Origin of the sequence: Variovorax sp. DAIF25 (assembly GCF_050711835.1) — a bacterium.
Classification (GTDB): Bacteria; Pseudomonadota; Gammaproteobacteria; order Burkholderiales; family Burkholderiaceae_C; genus Variovorax.
Genome location: NZ_CP136636.1, coordinates 2,511,257 through 2,531,511 on the forward strand (window position 1 = coordinate 2,511,257; position 20,255 = coordinate 2,531,511).

13 protein-coding genes are annotated in these 20,255 nt (G+C 69.8%); 4 read left to right on the plus strand and 9 right to left on the minus strand.

All coding sequences use genetic code 11. The features are described 5' to 3' along the window. Positions 1–31: 31 nt before the first annotated feature. On the plus strand, positions 32–7,174 hold the full coding sequence (locus R0232_RS11475) for a hypothetical protein (protein WP_431512184.1): 7,143 nt from the start codon (positions 32–34) through the stop codon (positions 7,172–7,174). Positions 7,175–7,330: 156 nt separating this feature from the next. Beyond that, positions 7,331–11,422 carry a prealbumin-like fold domain-containing protein gene (locus R0232_RS11480; RefSeq protein WP_431512185.1) on the plus strand — a complete coding sequence of 1,364 codons (4,092 nt, stop codon included), beginning with the start codon at positions 7,331–7,333 and terminating at the stop codon, positions 11,420–11,422. Between the two features lie 63 nt (positions 11,423–11,485). Here the strand turns inward: R0232_RS11480 and gnd are convergent, their stop codons facing one another. Then, positions 11,486–12,910, minus strand: coding sequence for a decarboxylating NADP(+)-dependent phosphogluconate dehydrogenase (gene gnd / locus R0232_RS11485; RefSeq protein ID WP_208507688.1), 1,425 nt, complete (start codon positions 12,908–12,910; stop codon positions 11,486–11,488). A 201-nt stretch (positions 12,911–13,111) separates the two neighbouring features. Here gnd and R0232_RS11490 point away from each other — a divergent pair, with 201 nt between their 5' ends. Continuing rightward, positions 13,112–14,146 carry a helix-turn-helix domain-containing protein gene (locus tag R0232_RS11490; protein WP_431512186.1) on the plus strand — a complete coding sequence of 345 codons (1,035 nt, stop codon included), beginning with the start codon at positions 13,112–13,114 and terminating at the stop codon, positions 14,144–14,146. Between the two features lie 83 nt (positions 14,147–14,229). Then, positions 14,230–14,967 carry an alpha/beta fold hydrolase gene (locus R0232_RS11495; protein WP_203205197.1) on the plus strand — a complete coding sequence of 246 codons (738 nt, stop codon included), beginning with the start codon at positions 14,230–14,232 and terminating at the stop codon, positions 14,965–14,967. Here the strand turns inward: R0232_RS11495 and R0232_RS11500 are convergent, their stop codons facing one another. Genes R0232_RS11500 through R0232_RS11535 form a run of 8 tightly spaced genes read right to left on the minus strand, consistent with a single transcriptional unit; the run spans position 14,968 to position 20,226 of the window. Continuing rightward, complete coding sequence (locus R0232_RS11500) at positions 14,968–15,579, minus strand: 3'-5' exonuclease (RefSeq protein WP_093343165.1); 612 nt, start codon at positions 15,577–15,579, stop codon at positions 14,968–14,970. Next, positions 15,576–16,073 carry a TfoX/Sxy family protein gene (locus tag R0232_RS11505; protein WP_431512187.1) on the minus strand — a complete coding sequence of 166 codons (498 nt, stop codon included), beginning with the start codon at positions 16,071–16,073 and terminating at the stop codon, positions 15,576–15,578. The genes R0232_RS11500 and R0232_RS11505 overlap by 4 nt, the downstream gene beginning before the upstream one ends. After that, the gene (locus R0232_RS11510) at positions 16,070–16,387 is read right to left on the minus strand and encodes a YciI-like protein (RefSeq protein WP_093343162.1); all 318 of its coding nucleotides are present in this window, start codon (positions 16,385–16,387) and stop codon (positions 16,070–16,072) included. The genes R0232_RS11505 and R0232_RS11510 overlap by 4 nt, the downstream gene beginning before the upstream one ends. Positions 16,388–16,403: 16 nt before the next feature. Then, a complete protein-coding gene (locus R0232_RS11515; RefSeq protein WP_093343160.1) occupies positions 16,404–16,793 on the minus strand; it encodes a VOC family protein in 390 nt (129 codons plus the stop codon). 23 nt (positions 16,794–16,816) lie between these two features. Next, a complete protein-coding gene (locus tag R0232_RS11520) occupies positions 16,817–17,311 on the minus strand; it encodes a GNAT family N-acetyltransferase (RefSeq protein WP_093343159.1) in 495 nt (164 codons plus the stop codon). Between the two features lie 10 nt (positions 17,312–17,321). Then, complete coding sequence (gene fghA, locus R0232_RS11525) at positions 17,322–18,197, minus strand: S-formylglutathione hydrolase (protein WP_431512188.1); 876 nt, start codon at positions 18,195–18,197, stop codon at positions 17,322–17,324. Next, positions 18,194–19,102 carry an alpha/beta fold hydrolase gene (locus R0232_RS11530; protein ID WP_431512189.1) on the minus strand — a complete coding sequence of 303 codons (909 nt, stop codon included), beginning with the start codon at positions 19,100–19,102 and terminating at the stop codon, positions 18,194–18,196. The genes fghA and R0232_RS11530 overlap by 4 nt, the downstream gene beginning before the upstream one ends. Positions 19,103–19,119: 17 nt before the next feature. Then, on the minus strand, positions 19,120–20,226 hold the full coding sequence (locus R0232_RS11535; protein WP_057594524.1) for an S-(hydroxymethyl)glutathione dehydrogenase/class III alcohol dehydrogenase: 1,107 nt from the start codon (positions 20,224–20,226) through the stop codon (positions 19,120–19,122). Positions 20,227–20,255: the final 29 nt, after the last annotated feature.

A 20,255-nucleotide genomic window follows, 5' to 3' on the forward strand; every position in this document is an offset into this window, starting at 1 on the left:
GCGCGGATTCGCTGCCGCGCTCGCCGCAGGCATGGTGTTTCTGCTCGGCGGCATGGCACAGGCGAATGCCGCGGCCGCGCCGGGCGGCACGGTCATCCGCAGCATCGCCACCGGCACCTACGTGCCCGGCGGCATGGCGCAGACCGAGACCATCTCCTCCAACGAGGTGATCGCCACCGTGCTGCCGGTCGAGGCGCTGATGCTCACGCAGGACCAGACGCTCAGCCGCCCGCCGGGCAGCATCGTCACGCTGAACCACCTGCTGACCAACACGGGCAACGTCGCCTCGAGCTACACGATCGCGCTGGCGAACAACGCGGCCGGCTGCGCCGCCGACACGCTCGACCTGTCGGCGCTGCGCGTGCTGCGTGACGCCAACAACAACGGCGTGTCCGATCCCGTCGACCCGGTGCTCGCGCTCGACAAGCCGGGCGCGCTGGCGCTGAAGCCGGGCGAGGCGGCCGCGCTGCTGGTGCAGGGCACGATCCCGATGGTGGCGCGCGGCACGGCCTGCCTCGGGCTGACGGCCACCACCGCGCTGCAGCGCCTGCAGGCCAGCAACCGCGACACCGTCGTCGTGGGCGATGCGGCGGCGCTGAGCCTCGTCAAGTCGGCGAGCTACCCCGGCTTCGTCGTGCCGGGCCAGACGCGCATCGACTTCACGGTGTCGGGCACCAACATCGGCGCGCAGGATGCGAAGCCGAGCGGCATCGTGGCGCCGACCAACACACCGCTGCTCGTGGACCGCGTGCCGATGGCGCTGGTGTTGATCCGCGACAAGGTGCCCGAAGGCACCCAGTACATCGTGGGCTCGCTGCAGACCGCGGCGGCCGGCGCGATCAAGCTCTATCGCTTGCCGGGCGACGCGGAGTTCAGCTACCGCAAGGAGCGGGCAGAAGACGCCTCGGTGATCGAGGTCGCGATCGGCATTCCCGCGCCGCTGGTGCGCAACGGATCGATCGCGATGCAGTTCGCCGTGAAGGTCAACGCCGACCATGGCGACGACATCCGCAACACGGCCCAGGGCCAGTACGACGATGGCACCGGCCCGGCGACCGCCCCGTCGAACACGGTGGTGATCACCACCAGCCAGGCGCGCATCGGCGTGGCGAAGGCCGCCTCGGCGCCGCGGCTCAACCAGGGCGCGGACGGCAAGCCCGACGGCACCGCCAACGTGCGCTTCCGCGTCAACCTGCGCAACTACGGCGCCTCGTGGCTCTACGACGCGCAGGCCACCGACCTCATGGAAGGGCCCGGCGAGACCCAGTTCGGCAGCTACACGGCCGCGGCCGTGCCGGCTGCGAACCAGTACACCATCGTGCCGGGCTCGGTCGCGATCGTGCCGGCGCCCAGCGGCAACGGCGGCGGCCTCGTGGCGGTGGCGAACCCCGCGTTCAAGGGCACGGCGAACGCGCAGAAGCTGCTGGCCGAGGGCGCCGTGCTGCCCGCGGGCGCGCAGGTCACGGTCGAGTTCGAGGCGCGCATCAACTTCACGGGCCGCACCGGCACCCTGCTCAACAGCGTGAAGGCCTCGGGCGCGTTGTCGGCCGGCGGCGCGGCCGTCGCCTTCGACGATTCGATGAATGGCGACAACCCCGACCCCGACGGCGACGGCAATCCCGGCAACAACAGCTTGCCCACGCCGGTGTCGACGCAGTTGCCGACGCTGCTGCTGAGCAAGCAGGCCTCGATGGCGCGGCGCGTGGCGCCGGGCGTGTTCGAGCTCGACTACGTGCTCAAGGTCAGCAACATGGGCGCGGCCGCCGCGCCGAGCCTGCGGCTGATCGACAACCTCAACTGCAGCTTCGACATGGACAAGGCCGAGGGCCAGATCGCGTCGTGGGAGCTGGTGGGGCGGCCGAAGGTGGCGGGCGGCCGCCTGGTGGCGGCGCCGGGCTTCACGGGCCGGGCCACGTGCAACCGCGCGCACCACGACAGCGCCGATCCGTTCCAGTTCCCCACCGAGGTCGCGCTGAGCCTCACGGACGGCAGCCGCGCGCTCGAGGCCGGCCAGAGCGAGCAGTTGAGCTTCACCGTGCGGGTCACCGAGAAGCCGGCCGCGATCGGCAGCCGGGTCGCGCTGAACAACAAGGCCTGGGCCGCGGCCTTCGAGCAGAACACGGTCAACGTCACGCCGCGCTCGGTGGTGGCCGCCGCCATGGCCACGGTCCGGTCGCTGCTCGTCGATCCGCAGGGCGTGGTCTACAACGCGCTCACGCGCCAGCCCGTGGCCGGCGCGGTGGCGACCTACGCGCGCCAGTCGTGCAGCAGCGGCGCGACCACGCCGATCACCGCGGCCGAACTCAACGGCGGCACCTCCGGCCTCTACACCTTCAACCCCGACGGCAGCGTCTCGATGAGCACCGGCGCCGATGGCGCCTACCAGTTCCACATGCAGCCGCCGCCGGCCGGCGCGATGTGCAGCTACGGCCTGAAGGTGGCGCCGCCCGCGGGCAGCGGCTACGTCGCACCGTCGCAGCTCCTCCCCGCGACCGCCGGCAGCTTCGCCAGTTGCGGCGCCGTGGTGCCCAACCCCGCCGCGCCGCAGAACGGCGAACCCACCACCCACTACCTCCAGCTGCGCACCGGCACCCACAACGACGGCTCGGCGTGCGAGGTCGCGAACAACCACATCCCGCTGGACCCCGGCAACATCCTGGGCCTGGTGTTGCGCAAGGACGGCAGCAAGCGGCAGGCCGAGTTCGGCGACTTCGTCGACTACGCGCTCACCGTCACCAACAAGACCGGCTTTCCCGTCACCGGCGTGACCTTGAGCGACACGCTGCCGCCGGGCTTCGCCTACGTCGCCCACAGCGCGCGGCTCAATGGCGCCATCGTGCCGAATCCCGCGGGCGGCGCCGGCCCGGGGCTGCGCTTCGACTATCCCGCGTTGGTCATCGCGCCCGACCAGTCGGCGATGGTGCGCTACCGCGTGCGCATCGGCGTCGGTGCGCCGACCGACGGCGACGCGATCAACCGCGCGCGCGCCAGCTCGGGCCCGATCCAGTCGAACCTCGCGAGCTGGACGCTGCGCGTCACCGGCGGCGTGTTCGCCGACGACGCCTTCGCCTTCGGCAAGGTCTACATGGACTGCAAGCGCGACGGCAGGCAGCAGGGCGCCGACGAGATCGGCGTGCCGGGCGTGCGGCTGTACCTGGAGGACGGCACGCATGTCGTGACCGACGTCGAGGGCAAGTGGAGCCTCTACGGCCTGAAGCCGGTGACGCACGTGCTGCGCGTGGACCAGCTCACCTTGCCCGCGGGCGCGCGCCTCGAGATCCTCGACAACCGCAACGCGGGCGCGCCCGAGAGCCGCTTCCTCGACCTCAAGAAGGGCGAGTTCCACAAGGCCAATTTCGTCGTCGCCAACTGCGACGACAAGGCGGTGCTCGACGACGTCGCGGCACGGCGCGCCGCGATCGCAACCAAGCCCGACACCGAGGCCGAAGCCCAGGTGCGGCTGCGCCTCGATCCCGAGGGCCGCGTGGTGCCGGCCGGCGATCTGCGCGGCCTGCCGGCCTCGGGCCAGGCGCTGGCCGGCGGCAGCACGGGCACGGTGCAGACCACCTCCGTGCCGCTGATCGCGCTGCCCGCGCCGCCGGCCAACCCGAGCACCTTCGTCGGCGGCGCCGGCGGCTCCATGGGCGGCACGCTCGGCAACCAGCTCGGTGCCAATGCGCCGCTGGGTGGCACGCCGTCGACAAGTCCCGCCGGCAGCCTGTTCGCGCCGGTCGGCGGCACCCCGCCCGCGCGCCCGATCGGGCTGGGCGGCGCGATGCTCGAGCCGCGCAATGTGCCCTTGCTGGCGCCGGCCGCGCCGAGCCCGGTGGAGCTCGAAACCCTGCTGCCGCAGATCGAGAACAACGCGCTGGGCTTCATCGACCTGAAGGACCGCGACACGGTGGCCGGCACCTCGATCAACGTGCGTGTCAAGGGCAGCGATGCGGCGGGCTTCCGCCTCAGCGTGAACGGTGCCGCGGTGGAGGATCGCCGCGTGGGCAAGAAGTCGCAGCTGCCCTCGAAGCAGCTCGCGGCCTGGGAGTACATCGGCGTGACGCTCAAGCCCGGCGCCAACACGCCGCGGCTCGAGGCCGTGGACGGCTTCGGCAACCTGCGCGGCGAAGCGCGGGAGATCACCGTCGTCGCGCCCGACAGGCTCTCGGCGATGGAGATCGACCTGCCCGAATCGGCCCAGGCCGACCTGCGCACGCCCATCGTCGTCACCGTGCGGCTGACGGACGCCGCCGGCGTGCCGGTCACCGCGCGCACCCAGCTCACGCTGGAGGCCGACCGCGGCCGCTGGCTCACCGAGGACCTGAACCCCGAGGAACCCGGCACCCAGGTCTTCATGGAAGGCGGCCGCGCCGAGTTCCGGCTGCTGCCGCCCGGCGAGCCCGGCGACGCGCGCATCCGCGTCACGGCCGCGAACCTGGTCAAGGAAGTGCGTCTCGCGCTGACGCCCGAGCTGCGCCCGATGATCGGCGTGGGCATCGTCGAGGGCGTGCTCGACCTCACCAGGCGCGGCAAGCTGCCGCTGGGCGCGATGCCGGCCGGCGCGGCCTTCGAGTCGGAGCTCACGAGCCTCGGCAGCGAAGGCGGCAGCAGCCGCGCGGGTGGACGCGCCGCCTTCTTCTTCAAGGGCGCGATCAAGGGCGAGTACCTGCTGACCGCGGCCTACGACTCCGACAAGCAGCGCAAGGGCCGCCTGTTCCGCGACATCCGGCCCGACGAGTTCTATCCGATCTACGGCGACTCCTCGGTCAAGGGCTTCGATGCGCAGAGCACGCAGAAACTCTATGTGCGCATCGACAGGAACCGCTCCTACCTGCTGTACGGCGACTTCACCACCACCAGCAGCACCGAGGTGCGCAACCTGAGCCAGAGCAACCGGTCGCTCACGGGCCTGAAGCACGTCTACGACGACGAGCGCGTGCGCGCCACCAGCTACGCCTCGCGCACCGCGCAGACGCAGCAGGTCGAGGAGTTCCGCGCCGTCGGCACCTCGGGGCCGTACTACCTGAGCGGCAGCAACGGCGAGTTCGTCGAGAACAGCGAGCAGGTCGAGATCGTGGTGCGCGACCGCAACCAGCCGAACATCGTGCTGCAGCGCACGGGGGTCACGCGCTTCGTCGACTACACGGTCGAGCCGCTGACGCGCCGCATCCTGTTCACGCGCGCGATCGCCTCGGTCGACCAGAACCTCAACCCGCAGTCGATCCGCGTCACCTACGAGGTCGACTCGGGCGGGCCGAAATTCACCGTGGCGGGCGTCGACGTGCAGCTCAAGGTCGCCGAGACCGTGCAGGTCGGCGTGGTGGTCAGCACCGACCGCAACCCCGAGAACAGGCGCAAGCTGCAGGCGGTCACGGGCATCGCGCGCATCGGCGAGAACACCACCGTGGCGGGCGAAGTCGTCAAGACGCAGTCCGACGAGAAGGGCAGCGGCCATGGGGCGCGCATCGAGGCGCGCTACCAGGACGAGAAGCTCGCCGTGGTGGCGCTCGCGACCAGGACCAGCGAGGGCTTCGACAACCCCGGCGCGAGCTCCTCGGCGGGGCGCACCGAGGCTTCGGCGCGTGCCGAATACCGCATCGACCCCACGCTGGCCGTGCGCGCCGAGGCGCTCTACAGCAAGGACGCCGCGCAGACGGACGAGCGCAAGGGCCTGACCCTGAGCGCGCAGAAGAAGCTCGGCGAGCAGACCGCGGTGGAAGTGGGGCTGCGCCATGGCCAGAGCAACGAAGCGATGGGCTCGAACTCGGGCTTCGACTACGGCCAGATCTCCACCTACAACGCGCAGACGAGCAGCAGCATCGGTGCCAACAGCGTGACCGTGCTGGGCGCGGCCGTGGCCGCCAACGGTGTCGACGCGCAGACCCTGACCACCCTGCGCGCGCGGCTGTCGACGCAACTGCCGTGGGTGCCGAACGCACAGCTCTTCATCGAGGGCGAGCAGGACCTGAAGCACAGCGACAAGCGGGTGCTGGCCATCGGCGGCAACTACGCCGTGACCGACAAGACCCGCGTCTACGGGCGCTACGAACTGATCTCCTCGCTCTACGGCCCCTATGCGCTCGACAGCGCGCGGAACAACAACACCGGCATCGTCGGCATCGAGAGCAACTACATGGAGGGCGGTCGCGTGTACAACGAGTACCGCCTCGCCGACGGTGCCGACGGCCGCGGCGTGCAGGCCGCGATCGGCGTGCGCAACACCGTCAAGCTCACCGAACGCATCAGCGTGACCGGCGGCATCGAGCACACGCGCAACCTGGGCGGCTACGCCAACAGCGGCAACAACGGCACCGGCTATGCGGGCGGGCTCGGGCAATCGACCGCCGTCACCAGCGGCATCGAGTACATGACCGACAGGCTCAAGACCAGCGGCGTGTTCGAAGTGCGCCGCGGCGACGACGCCAACACGCGGCTGTTGAGCGCGGGCTTCGCCTACAAGCTCGATCCTTCGTGGAGCCTGCTGGCGCGCAGCATCATGAGCAGCAGCGAAGGGCAGGGCAGCAACGCCGGCAACGAGCGCCACCTGCAGCGCCACCAGATCGGCGTGGCTTATCGCCCGGTGGACGACGACACCTGGAACGCCCTGGCGCGCTACGAGCGCCGCTCGGAGAACGTGGTGGGCGCGGGCAACGCGGCCGGTGCGCTGCAGGGCAGCAGCGTGTTCGGTGCCGACAACGGCGCCAGCCTGCCGGGCAGGACCAGCGCCGACATCGTCTCGGCCCACCTCAACTACAACCCCGCGCCCGGGCGCGTGGTGATGGCGCGCTACGCGGGCAAGCTCAGCCGCATGAGCGACGGCCTGCTCGCGAGCACGTACTGGGCGCATCTTGTGCAGGCGCGCTACACGCAGGACATCAACCGGGACTGGGACTGGGGCGTGCAGGCCGGCCTGCTCTACGGCAAGGGCGGCGGGTTGCAGAAGACCTTCGGTGTCGAGCTCGGCTACCAGGTCTACAAGAACCTGTGGCTGTCGGCGGGCTACAACTTCGTGGGCCTGAACGACCGCGACCTCACGGCCAACGAATACACGAGCAAAGGGGCCTACGTGCGGCTGCGCTTCAAGTTCGACGAGACCACGCTGGGCTTCCCGTCGACGGGCGGGGCCGCTTCCGCACCCGCTGCGAGCCGGGACGCCGGGCGTTCGAACGAGGCGCAGTGAGCCCATGGCCGCTTCTCGGAAGACGTTGTCAACATGGATCAAAGCGCCGGATCGGCTGCGCGTCGATCACGGATGGTGGTTGGGAAACATATGAATTGGCGTTCTGCACGATACCGCGCAAGCACTTCCGAACATGGCGCGACCGCCCCTCGGGACGTGGCGTCGACCCTGCAGCGCATGGGGCGCCGCGGGATGGCCCTGGCCGTGTCTTGCGCGGCCCTCGTCAAATCCGCGCCACGCGCCCTGCTGCTGATGGTGCTCATGATGTCCGCCACGGTGCAGGCCCATGAGCAGATGGGTCCCACGGACGCGTCGGGCCTTCGGGCGACCATGCCGTCCGGTGTCACGGTCACGGTGACGCGGTCCGATCCAGGTTCGCTCTGGACGCTGCCAGGCTACCGATTCCGCGCCAATGCCGCTCCGGCTTCAAGCTTTTCCCCGAGCGGCGTGCCCACGGTCGCCACGGATGGATACGGCACGTTCTATCTGCTTTCCTATAACCCTTCTGACCCTTCTTCTCCTTACGGGCCTCGTCAATCATCAGCCCCGAACGCCAGTTTTCCAATGGGGACGGTGACGGTCACCTTCAGCCGCCCGGTGAAGAATCCTCGGCTGCACTTTGCCTATATGGGCACTTTTTACCCTTGGGTACGCCGTGACGCTACCGTCGGATTCTCGTTTGCCTCTCTGCAGTTCGAGCTGATGAACGGAGCGACGGGCGGCAGCGGCGATCTGACCGTGTTCGGCTCCAGCTTGAAGGTCCAGGACGTGAATGGCGCGGCTTCGCAAGGTCTGCGCATACGGCCGGCGAGCGATCGGGCTACCGAGGGCTGCAGTCCCTATGCAGACAGTGCTGGTTGCGGGACCGTCCTTTTCAACGGCACCTATACGCAGCTGACCTTCAAGGTCGACCTCAACAGGACCGCTTGTGATGATGGCTGCATCATTGCGCCAGGATCAGGGGGAGCGGAAGGTGATCCGGAGCCCTTGCCTGCGGGATGGGCGCCAAGGGTCTACGACGAGACCATGTTCGCGGTCAGTTTCGACGAGGACCTCGGCGACGCGCCGGCCAGCTATGGCGGTGCGGGCCATGCCTTGGGCTCGGGGCTCACGCTCGGGCCGGATGTGACGCTGGATCAGCCCGCAAAAGTCTATAACGACCTCGTCGCCGCCACCGACCTCGCCGGCCCCGCCGCGGATCGCGACAGGGATGACGCGCTGCCTGGCGGCCTTGCCAATGTCATCGGCAGCGAAGCCGCCCATGAGATCAAGAACATTCCCGTCAGCGGCAACACGGCCGCCGCCAACCTGTGCGGCTGGATCGATTTCAACCGCGACGGCGTTTTCAACGATGCGACCGAGCGCGCCTGTACCGTGGTGCCCCCAGGCGCCGCGAGCGGCAACCTCCGATTCACCGTGCCTCCCGGTGCGGGCTATGTGGCGGGCAAATCCTATGCGCGGCTGCGGCTGAGCTATTCCCCCCTGCCCAGTGCCAGGGGCGGTGCCGACAGCGGCGAGGTCGAGGACTACCGCATCACGCTGATGCCGCGCGTGCGCCTGGCCAAGAGCCTGGTACCGGACTCGGATGCCGGCAGGTTCGATCTCGCCATCGACCCCACGATCCGGCCCGATGGCACGACCGGCACGGCGACCGTGGCCGGTGCCGGCCATGGCGGCGCCGTGCCCAGTGCCAGCGGCTTCGCGACCGTCGACCTCGGCGCCCAGATCACCGTCAGCGAAACGGCGGCCGCCGGTACGGTGGGGCGCTACCAGTCGTCGCTGCGCTGCGTCGACCGTGCCGGCAACGCAGTCCTGACCCTGCCGGACGCCATGAGTGGCAAATTCACCGCCATGACCGGTGCCAGTACCAGTGGCAATGACACGCCGGCTACGCAGAAGAACATCGACGAGACCGACATCGTCTGCACCTTTTCCAACACCCGCGTGGCGACTTTCAACTTCGGAAAATCCATCGGCAGCGCGGCTGAATCGCCCGCCCCCAGCTTTGGCTTCTCCTTCTCGGGGGTGAGTGGGGCCGTTGATGAAACGATCACGGTTCCTGTGATTCCCAGCCTCTATGGCGCCGGCTCGGAGAACTGGTCGCAGGGGGTTTTGCCAATCACCCCGGGAGCCGATGTGGTGGTCACGGAAAAGACCGTCTACGCAGGCTGGCCGCTTTATGCATCCACATCGCCGGAAGGTGGGTGCAAGGACCTGAATGCGGGGGTCGACGGCAACACCAATCCATTCGACGTCTCCGTTCCGTGGAGGGTCGAAGGAAACAAGTTCACGCTGGATAAGAAGTACGTTCTTCCGAACTCGAACTTCAAGTGCACCATCTTCAATTACCGGCCTTCCTTCGGATTGATCAACCGTATCGTCGGTGCTCCGTTCGACGCGGGAAAATTCGATCTGAACTTCTCTGGCGTCAATCTCCAGACTTTCAGCGAGACGGGGACTCCCTCGGTGAAGGACGTGGGTGACAGCGGGCAAACGGGCCGGTTGGGCATCGACGTCAACACGACGATGAGCTTCAAGGCGGCGGCCGGAACCGGAACCTCCCTGGACAACTATGTCCAGACCTTCTCGTGCGAGGGCTACGAAAAGCTGCCGTCGAGCAACCTGGCCAATCCGTCCAGGGGCGTCTACACCATGACCTCGCCCGCGGCCACCGTCACGGACATCGATGTCCGCGAGAAGATGTGCACGGTGACCCACACCGTCAGGCCGCGCGTGCGCATCGTCAAGAACTCGTTGGGCGGCACCGGCACCTACGACTTCCGACTCACGGGCACGGTGGTGGCGAACGCCACCGACAGCGTGACCACGAGCGAGTCGAACGTGCCCATGCCGTCGAAGACCGCGCACCACCTGGGCACGCCGGGCACGGCCGTCAGCATCACCGAAACCGCGGTGCCCGATGCCACGACGCAGTCGGTCTGCGTGAACGGCGCGAGCCGCACCGTCGTCGGTACCGGCACGGTGGCGCTTTCCGCCGCCGACATGTCGGCCGGCGCGCTCTGGACCTGCACCTTCACCAACACCCATGCCCGCGTCAGCACCATCGTGAGCGGCCGCGTGTTCCTCGACAACGGCACGGGCGGCGGCACGGCCAACGACGGCGTGGCCAACGGCGGCGAGGTGCCGCAGCGCGGCGTGAGCGTGCGACTGACCGACTGCGCCGCCGCCGTGCACGCGAGCGCGGTCACCGACGCGGCGGGCAACTACACCCTGCCCGTGCCCGACGGCATGGCGAAGGGCGCCGCGATGTGCGTGGAGGAGTTCAACAACCCCGCCGCGCGCGTGTCGACGGGCGCCTCGGTGGGCCGCGTGGCCCTGCCGTCGGGGGCCGCGGTGGCCGCCGGCACGGACACCTACACCTACACGCGCACCGGCACGCCCGATCGCATCGCGTTCGCGTGGAACGGCGTCGGCCATGCCGAGCTGAACTTCGGCGACGTCGACAACGGCAGCTTCGCCGCCGACGGGGCCAAGACCGGCATGCCCGGCAACAGCGTGACCTATGGCCACGGCTTTGCCGCGGGCACGGCCGGGAAGGTGCGCTTCGGCATCGCGAGCGAGACTGCCACCCCCGATGTCGGCGGCTGGAGCGTGCAGATCTTCGCCGACACGGGCTGCACCGGCAGCCTGCAGCCCGGGGCGGCGCAGCTCTATCCGCCGGCGGGCGCGGGCCAGGCCGTGGCCTTCGAGGGCCGGGTGTGCGTGATCGTGAAGCAGTTCATTCCGGCGGCTGCGCCGCTGGGTGCCTACAACAAGGTCGTGGTGCAGGCCGAGTTCGACTACGCCAACGCCTCCCCGGCACTCAACGGCCGCTACACCCTTCAGGACATCACGACCGTGTCCGATGTCGCGCTGGAACTGCGCAAGGAGGTGCGCAACGTGACGCAAGGGGTTTTGACCTTCGGCCTGAACAACCGGGCCAAGCCGGGCGAAACGCTGGAGTACCGGATCACCTACACCAACAACGGCGACGCGCCGATCCGCAACCTCGCGGTGAACGACACCACGCCGGCCTACACCAGCTTCGTCGGCGCGACGGCGGGGGAGACGCCCGCGACGCTGACGGGATGCATGAAGAACACGCCGGCGAATGCCGCGCCGGCGCCGGCGGTGGCGTGCACCGAGGCACAGCCTGCCGGCAAGGCCGGGCCGGTCGACTGGCGCTTCAACGGTTTCGTGGCGCCGGGCGGATCCGGATCGGTGCTGTTCCAGATCAAGGTGGATTGAGGCGGGCCGCCGAGGGCCCGCCGCAGGAGGACGGGCCCTCGGCGTTCGAGAAGGACACGGCCCTCAGCCGATGACTTCCGGCCACTCCGTGTGGAAGAACTGCCCCTCGGGCTTGTCCACGCGCTCGTAGGTGTGGGCGCCGAAGAAGTCGCGCTGCGCCTGCAGCAGGTTGGCGCTGAGGCGCTCGGTGCGGTAGCTGTCGTAGTAGGCCAGCGAGGCGCTGAAGGCCGGCACCGGGATGCCGTTGCTCACGGCCAGCGCCACCACCTCGCGCCAGTTCTGCTGGGTGCGGTTCAGCAGGTCCTTGAAGAAGGGATCGAGCATCAGGTTGGCCAGCGCCGGATCGGTGCGGAAGGCGTCGGTGATGCGGTTGAGGAAGCGCGCGCGGATGATGCAGCCGCCGCGCCAGATCGCCGCGATGCGGCCGAGGTCGAGGCCCCAGCCCTTCTTGTCGCCCATGGTCTTGATGAGGTCGAAGCCCTGGGTGTAGCTGATGACCTTGGAGGCATAGAGCGCGTCGTGCACCTTGGCCACCAGCGCCTTCTTCTCGAGCGAGAGTTCGACCTTCGGGCCCTGCAGCAGCTTGCTCGCGCCCACGCGCGCCTTCTTCTGCGACGACAGCACGCGCGCCTCGACGGCGGCGTTGATGGTGCTGATGACCACCGCGTTCTCGGCCGCGTTGATCAGCGTCCACTGGCCCGTGCCCTTCTGGCCGGCCTTGTCGAGGATCACGTCGACGATGGGCTTGCCGGTTTCCGGGTCCTTCTGCTCGAGCGCCTTGGCGGTGATCTGGATCAGGTAGCTCTGCAGCTCGCCGTCGTTCCACTCGTTGAAGATCGCGGCCATCTCGTCGGTCGTGAAGCCGGCGGCCTTGAACAGGCTGTAGGCCTCGCAGATCAGCTGCATGTCGCCGTACTCGATGCCGTTGTGCACCATCTTCACGTAGTGGCCGGCGCCGCCCGGGCCGATGTGGATCACGCAGGGCTCGCCGTCGACCTTGGCCGCGATGCTCTCGAAGATCGGCTTCATCACCTCCCAGGTCGAGGCCGGGCCGCCCGGCATGATCGACGGGCCCTTGCGCGCGCCTTCCTCGCCGCCCGAGACGCCCGCGCCGATGAAGCGCAGGCCCTTGCTCGAGAGGTAGGCGTCGCGGCGCTCGGTGTCGGTGTAGAGACTGTTGCCGCCGTCGATGACGATGTCGTCCTTGTCGAGCAGCGGGATGAGCTGCTCGATCACCTGGTCGACCGGCGCGCCGGCCTTGACCATGATCTGGATCTTGCGCGGCTTGGCGAGGCTCTGAACGAATTCCTCGAGCGTCTTCGCACCCACCAGCTTCTTGCCGGGGTTGGCGGCGATGAAGGCCTCGGTGGTGGCTTCGGTGCGGTTGTAGACGCTGACCTGGAAGCCGCGGCTTTCCACGTTCAGCACGAGGTTCTGGCCCATCACGGCCAGGCCGATCAGTCCGAAGTCGCTTTTGTTGGTGGTCATGGCCTGGGTGTTTCCTTCCTTGTGCGCACGCCGGCGGCGGCCGGTGCGCGGGGTTGATGCAGCAGGCCATTGTGCCGACCGCCCGCCGGCCGCGCCGTCAGCCGCCGCCTATAACCGGACCGCCTTCCCGGGCGAGCCCGCTTGGCAAGCCCCGCCGGCTTCGGTATGTTGCAGCCGACCCATCCACGGGGAGAACCCTCCATGCCCACCCAGCCCCACGCCGAAGCCCATCGCCCGCCGGCCGCGATCGAGCGCTGGTCCACCGACGCGGTGTCGCCCGCGCAGCGCCTGGACTACTGGGTCGGCGCGGTCTGCGAGGGCTTCCTCGAGATGGAGGTGACCAGCCCGCAGGCGCGGCATTTCGACGCCACGCTCGAATCGGCGCCGCTGGGCACGCCGGCGCTCGGCATCGGCGTCAACCGCGTGCGCGGCAGCGCGCAGGACGTCTACCGCACGCGCCGCGCGATCGAGCGCAGCCGCAGCAACTTCTACTACCTGCTGTGCAAGACCGACACCGCCTGGAGCGTCGAGCAGGAAGGGCGCAGCGCGCGCATGCTGCCGGGCGACGCGGTGCTGGTCGATTCGCGGCGCAGCTATGCCTTCCACTTCGTGCAGTCGGCCGACACCATCTCGCTCGAGCTGCCCACGGCCTGGGTCGAGTCCTGGCTGCCCGACGCGCCGGGCCAGCTCGCCTGCCGCATCGACGGCAGCGCGGGCTGGGGCAGCGTGCTGAGCCGCTTCGTGCAGCAGCTCACCCCCGAGGCCGCGAGCGCGCCGCCGCTGCCGCCGCGCCTGCTGGCCGACCAGCTCGGCGGGCTGCTCGCGCTGGCCACCGGGCCGGGCGTGGCCGCGGCGGTGGAACCGGGCGCGCGCGCCGCGCTGCGCCGGCGCGTGCTCGAGGCCACGCGCGAGCGCCATGCCGAGCCCGGCCTCACGGCCGAGGCGGTGGCGCGCGACCTCGGCATCTCGCAGCGCAGCCTGCACCGCTGCCTGGCCGAGCGTGGCGAAGGTAGCGAAGGCGGCACCACCTTCGCCACCGCGCTGCTGGGCTTTCGCATGCAGGCCGCGCGCCGCATGCTGGGCGACGCGCGCTTCGACCGGCTGGCCGTGGCGGAGATCGGCTTTCGTGTCGGTCTGCGCGATGCCTCGCACTTCGTGCGCCTGTGCCGCCAGCAGCTGGGCGCCACGCCGGGCGCGCTGCGGCTGGCGCGAATCGGCCATCGCGCTGGCGGCTAGCGGCCAGCGGCGGCGCAGCGGGATTTCTACAGTCGCTGCGTTCGATCGCCAGCAACCCGCATCCACCCAACGAGGAGACCCCCATGTCCGACACCTATGTCCTGATCCACGGCGCCTGGCACACCGGTGCCGAAATGGAGGCCGTCGCGAACGGCCTGCGCGAGGCCGGCCACACCGTGCACTGCCCCACGCTCGCGGGCAACCGGCCCGGCGACGACCGCGCGAAGATCGGCCTGGCCGACGCGATCGATTCGGCGCTGCAGTACATCGAGGAGAAGAATCTCTCGCAGCTGCGGCTCGTGGGCCACAGCTATGGCGGCATGGTGATCACGGGCGTGGCCGACCGCCTCGCGCAGCAGCCGGGCAGGATCGCGCGGCTGGTCTACGTGAATGCCTTCGTGCCGCAGCCCGGCGAGTCGCTCAACGACATGGTGCCGCCGCACTATGTGGCGCTGTTCGACGCGGTGGCGGGCGCCAACGACCAGGCCGTGACGCTGCCCTTCGAGATCTGGCGCGATGCCTTCATCAACGACGCCGACATGGCGCTCGCGCGCTCGGCCTACGAGCAGCTCAACCCGCACCCGTACCGCACCTTCACCGACAAGATCGTGCTGAGCCAGCCCATGGCCGCGCTGCAGGTGGGCAAGTCCTACGTCAACTGCCAGCAGGACATCGCGCTGCCGCACAGCCTGCCGTGGCATCCGCGGCTGTCGGAGCGGCTGGGCCTCTTCAGGCTGGTCGAATGCCCGGGCAGCCACGAGATGTTCTTCTCGAACCCCAAGCGGCTCGCGCAGGCGATCCTCGAGGCGGGGCGCGACTGATCAGTCGCGCGGCAGCAGCGCGTCGAACACGCGGATCGACGCATAGGCGTCGTTGGCCGCATAGCGCAGCTGCGCCTCGCTGAGCCGGTGGCTGGCCCAGTTCGAGGTCGTGGCCTTGCGCGACTTGGTGAAGCGCTGGCCGAACACCAGCGCCACGGCGGTCTTCACGCCGACCGAGCGGCGGTAGCCGCGGCGGCGGAACTCGTCGTCGATGTCGTAGACCGCGCGCGGCTCCACCTTGAGCTTCTGGCGGATCAGCGAGAGATCGCTCGAGAGGCCGAAGCCCACCTTCCGCAGCGCCTCGGAGCCGATCAGCGCGCCCAGCACCTCGTTGCAGTCGCTGCGATGCAGCTGGAACAGCCACGCGGTCTCGCGCGTGGCGAACTGCACCAGGTGCGGGCCGGTCGAGACCTCGTTCTTGGCGAAGGTGGGCTTGGACTCGGTGTCGAAGCCGACCACGCCCGCGGCCAGCAGCGCGGCGGCCGCGCGCTCGGCATCGTCGCGCGTGGCGACCAGCACGATGTCGTTCAGGCCCAGGCCCTCGAAGGGTTCGAGCAGCGCGATCTCCTCGCGCTCGGGCAGCGGGGGCAGGGGTGTGCGCGGTGCGTTCAACGGGGGGCCGCCTTCCGGGCCGTCTTCGCCGGCGCGGTCTTCTTCGCGGCGGTCTTCCTGGCCGGTGCAGCCTTCTTCGCGGCGGTTTTCTTCGCCGCCACCTTTTTGGTGGGCGCCTTCTTCGCCGCCGCCTTCTTCGCGGCGGCCGCCTTGCGCATCGCCTTCGGCACCGTGCCCGAGCGCAGCGCGGCCTCGTAGGCGCGCCGGCCCCACAGGGCCGCTTCCTCGCGGTCCTCGAACAGCTCGGGCGGCGCCTCGCGGTAGGACATCGGCATCTGCTGGCCCTGCCGTTCGTAGGTGAAGGGGGCGAGGTTCAGGCGGTCGAAATGCGCGGCGCTCTCGGCGTCGGACTTGAGGTAGAGGGTGTCGCGTATCACCAGCGCGAACATGCGGCCCTCGTGGTAGATGCCGAAGCCGCTGAACATGCGGCGGATGTCGATGCGGCCGAAGCGCTCGAAGGTCTCGTGCAGGCTGTCGGCGAAGGCGTTCTTCATGGCGTGCCGCCCGCGGCGGGCCGCACCGGCGTCGAGGCCTGCGCGCCGACCACCGTGTTCCAGGCCTTCACGCGCCAGCCGGTCACGATGCCGTTCGTCACGTAGGGATCGGCCTTGGCGAAGGCCTCGGGCACCGCGGGCGAGGCGGCCTCGAACAGCAGCAGCGCGCCGTCGGGCGGGTTGCCGGTGGCGCCGCCGAGCAGCAGCTCGCCGCGTTCCACCGCCTGCCAGGCCAGCGCCAGGTGCGCATCGCGGAATTCGCCGCGGCGCTCGAGGTAGTCGGGCGCGGTGTCGTAGATCAGCAGGTAGTGCATGGGGTGTTCGTGGGGTTCAGGCCGTGATCTCGATGCGGTTGCCGTCGGGGTCGAGCACCACGCTCTCGTAGTAGCCGTCGCCGGTGCGGCGCGGGCCGTCGAGCAGCGGGTAGCCGTCCGCCTGCAGCCGGCGGCTCAGCGCGTCGACCGCTTCCTCCGAGCCCACGCTGATCGCGAGATGGGTCCAGCCCATGCGCTGCGCGCCGGGCTCGGCCGTCACCGGAGAGAGCGTGCGGGTGGTCATGGCCTCGATGCGGGCGCCGTCGCCCAGGCTCAGGAAGCAGGAGGCGAAGCCCTTCGCGGGATTGACGTAGCCCTCGCCCGCGGCGGCGCCGAAGTAGTCGACATAGAAGCGCTTGCAGCGTTCGAGGTCGGTGGTCCAGAGGGCGATGTGGTCGATGCGCATGGTGAAGAAGACGGCGAATGGGTTCAGGCCTTGCGCCAGGGCGCGCGCGCCGGGTACCAGTGGTAGCTGATGCGTTCGCGCCCGCTGGTCGGATGGCGGTCGACCGTGCCGCGCGCGAGGCCGTAGCGCTCGTAGAAGCGCTGGGCCGCGGTGTTGGTGAGCGCCACGTGCAGCCGCCAGCCGGTGGGCATGCGCACGCAGGCCTCGTCGAGCAGTGCCTGGCCCAGGCCCTGGTTGCGCAGGTGCGGATCGACGAACAGCTGCGCCACGTACTCGCGCCGGTCGTGCAGCACCATGAAGGCCAGCGCCTGCGCGTCGCGCTCGGCGATCACCACCTCGGCCGGCGCGACGAACTCGGTGCGCACGCGCTGCAGCCAGTGGGCGATCGGCTCGATCACGGGCGTGCCCGGATGCGAGGCCGCCCAGGCCCGGCGCCAGATGCCGGCGAGCACCATGTTCTCCTCGGCCGCGCCATCGCGCAGTCGCAGGTGGAAGGCGGGCGTCTGGGCGTCGGACATGGCCGTTCGTTCAGCCGCGCAGCACCTGCGCGTGGTGCGCCAGGTGGTCGGCCATGAAGCTCTGGATGAAGTAGTAGCCGTGGTCGTAGCCCGCGTGGCGCCGCAGCGTGAGCGGCTGGCCGGCGGCGAAGCAGGCGGCCTCGAAGGCTTCGGGATGCAGTTGCTCGGCGAGGAATTTGTCGGCCAGGCCCTGGTCGACCAGGATGCCGTGCGGATAGGGCGCCGCGACCTGCGACTGCATCAGCGCGCTGGCATCGTGCGCGAGCCAGGTCGCGCGGTCGTCGCCGGGTTCGCCGAGGTAGCCGCGCAGCGCCTTGTCGCCCCAGGGGCACTGGGTGGGCGCGCAGATCGGCGCGAAGGCCGACAGCGAGAGGAAACGCCCCGGATGGCGCAGCGCCAGCGTGAGCGCGCCGTGGCCGCCCATCGAGTGGCCGAAGATGCCCAGGCGCGCGGTGTCGATCGCGAACTGGCGGCCCACCAGCGGCAGCAGCTCCTGCACGATCCAGCTCTCCATGCGCCAGTGGGCGGCCCAGGGCGCCTCGGTGGCGTCGAGGTAGAAGCCGGCGCCGATGCCGAAGTCCCAGCTCGCGTTGGCGCCCGGCAGCGCTTCCACGGCCGCGCCGCGCGGGCTGGTGTCGGGCGCGATCAGTGCCAGGCCGAGGCTGGCGGCCATGCGCTGCGCGCCGGCCTTGATCGCGAAGGTCTCCTCGTTGCAGGTCAGGCCCGCGAGGTACAGCAGCGCCGGCACGCGCTCGTTCGCCGCCTGCGGCGGCAGGTAGACCGAGAAGCGCATCGGCAGGCCGATCTCGTGCGAGGCCTGTTCGTAGAAGCCCTGCACGCCGCCGAAGCAGTGGTGCTCGGACAGGGTCTTGAGCAGATCGGTCATGCGGCGCCCCGCACCAGTTCGAGCACCGCGTCGGCGAAGGCGCGCGGCGCCTCCTGCGGCAGGTTGTGGCCCACGCCCGGCACCAGCCGGTGCGAGCGCGGTCCGCTGAAGCGCGGCGCATGCGCCGATGCGTCGGCCGGCGGTCGCACGCCGTCGTCGATGCCGTCGAAGGTGATCGCGGGCACGCGGATGACCGGCTGCGCGGCCAGTTGGCGATCGATGTCGGCGTAGGCCGGATCGCCCGCCACCAGGCCGAAGCGGTGGCGGTACGAATGGATCACCACCTCCACGAAGTCGGGATGGTCGAAGGCCGCGGCGCTGCGCTCGAAGGTGGCGTCGTCGAAGCGCCAGGTCGGCGACCACAGCTTCCACAGCAGCTTCGCGATGGCCTTGCGGTCCTTCAGCAGGCCGGCGCGGCCGCGCTCGCTGTGGAAGTAGTACTGGTACCAGAGGCTGTGCTCGTTCTCGGGCGTGTCGGGCTCCATCGCCCTGGCGATGTTCTGGATGTTGTAGCTGTTCAGCGAAACCAGCCCCGCGCAGCGCTCGGGCCACAGGGCCGCCACCACGCAGGCGGCGCGGCCGCCCCAGTCGTAGCCGGCCAGCACGGCGCGATCGATCTCGAGCGCATCGAGCAGCGCCAGCAGGTCGGCGCCGAAGGCCGCCTGTTCGCCCGAGCGCGGCGTGTCCTTGCTCAGGAAGCGCGTGCCGCCGTAGCCGCGCATGTACGGCACGATGGTGCGGCAGCCCTCGGCCGCGAGCAGCGGCGCGACCTCGGCGTAGGTGTGGATGTCGTAGGGGAAGCCGTGCATCAGCAGCACGGGCGGTCCGTCGGCCGGGCCGCTCTCGTGGTAGGCGACCTCGAGCACGCCGGCTTCGATGCGGCGCAGGGGCTCCATGCGTTCCATGGTCGGCACCCGCGGCGTCAGTAGAGCACCACGCCGCGGATCGACTCGCCGCGCTTCATGAGGTCGAAGCCGTCGTTGATCTTCTCGAGCGGCATGGTGTGGGTGATCAGGTCGTCGATGTTGATCTTGCCTTCCATGTACCAGTCGACGATCTTCGGCACGTCGGTGCGGCCGCGCGCGCCGCCGAAGGCCGAGCCTTCCCACTTGCGGCCGGTGACCAGCTGGAACGGCCGCGTGCTGATCTCGGCGCCCGCTTCGGCCACGCCGATGATGATGCTGCGGCCCCAGCCCTTGTGCGTGCACTCGAGCGCCTGGCGCATCACCTTGGTGTTGCCGATGCACTCGAAGCTGTAGTCGGCGCCGCCGTCGGTCAGCTGCACGATGGCGTCGACCACGTTCTCGGTGTCCTTCGGGTTGATGAAGTGCGTCATGCCGAACTTGCGCGCCATGGCCTCGCGCTCGGGGTTCAGGTCGACGCCGATGATCTTGTCGGCGCCCACCATCTTCGCGCCCTGGATCACGTTCAGGCCGATGCCGCCGAGGCCGAACACCACCACGTTGGCGCCGGCTTCCACCTTGGCCGTGAAGATCACCGCGCCGATGCCGGTGGTGACGCCGCAGCCGATGTAGCAGACCTTGTCGAAGGGCGCGTCCTCGCGGATCTTGGCCAGCGAGATCTCGGGCGCGACCGTGTAGTTGCTGAAGGTGGAGGTGCCCATGTAGTGGGCGATGGGCTTGCCGTCGAGGCTGAAGCGGCTGGTGCCGTCGGGCATCAGGCCCTTGCCCTGGGTGCCGCGGATCAGCTGGCACAGGTTGGTCTTGCGCGACAGGCAGAACTTGCACTGGCGGCATTCGGGCGTGTAGAGCGGGATGACGTGGTCGCCCTTCTTGAGGGTGGTGACGCCGGGGCCGACGTCGACCACGATGCCTGCGCCTTCATGGCCGAGGATGGCGGGGAAGATGCCTTCGGGGTCGGCGCCCGACAGGGTGTAGTAGTCGGTGTGGCAGATGCCGGTGGCCTTGATCTCGACGAGCACTTCGCCGAACCGGGGGCCGTCGAGGTCCACGGTTTCGATGGTCAGGGGGGCTCCGGATTTCCAGGCGACGGCGGCTTTGGTTTTCATGGCGTGTTCGGGGGGAAAGGGGGGAGGAG

Coding starts and splice junctions, on each gene's coding strand:
- R0232_RS11510 (WP_093343162.1), bottom strand. CDS start 16,387: ATGCACTACCTGCTGATCTACGACACCGCGCCCGACTACCTCGAGCGC.
- R0232_RS11515 (WP_093343160.1), bottom strand. CDS start 16,793: ATGCGCATCGACCACATCGCCCTCTGGACCACCGACCTCGAACGCTGC.
- R0232_RS11490 (WP_431512186.1), top strand. CDS start 13,112: ATGCCCACCCAGCCCCACGCCGAAGCCCATCGCCCGCCGGCCGCGATC.
- fghA (WP_431512188.1), bottom strand. CDS start 18,197: ATGACCGATCTGCTCAAGACCCTGTCCGAGCACCACTGCTTCGGCGGC.
- R0232_RS11520 (WP_093343159.1), bottom strand. CDS start 17,311: ATGTCCGACGCCCAGACGCCCGCCTTCCACCTGCGACTGCGCGATGGC.
- R0232_RS11495 (WP_203205197.1), top strand. CDS start 14,230: ATGTCCGACACCTATGTCCTGATCCACGGCGCCTGGCACACCGGTGCC.
- R0232_RS11475 (WP_431512184.1), top strand. CDS start 32: ATGGTGTTTCTGCTCGGCGGCATGGCACAGGCGAATGCCGCGGCCGCG.
- R0232_RS11505 (WP_431512187.1), bottom strand. CDS start 16,073: ATGAAGAACGCCTTCGCCGACAGCCTGCACGAGACCTTCGAGCGCTTC.
- R0232_RS11535 (WP_057594524.1), bottom strand. CDS start 20,226: ATGAAAACCAAAGCCGCCGTCGCCTGGAAATCCGGAGCCCCCCTGACC.
- R0232_RS11530 (WP_431512189.1), bottom strand. CDS start 19,102: ATGGAACGCATGGAGCCCCTGCGCCGCATCGAAGCCGGCGTGCTCGAG.
- gnd (WP_208507688.1), bottom strand. CDS start 12,910: ATGACCACCAACAAAAGCGACTTCGGACTGATCGGCCTGGCCGTGATG.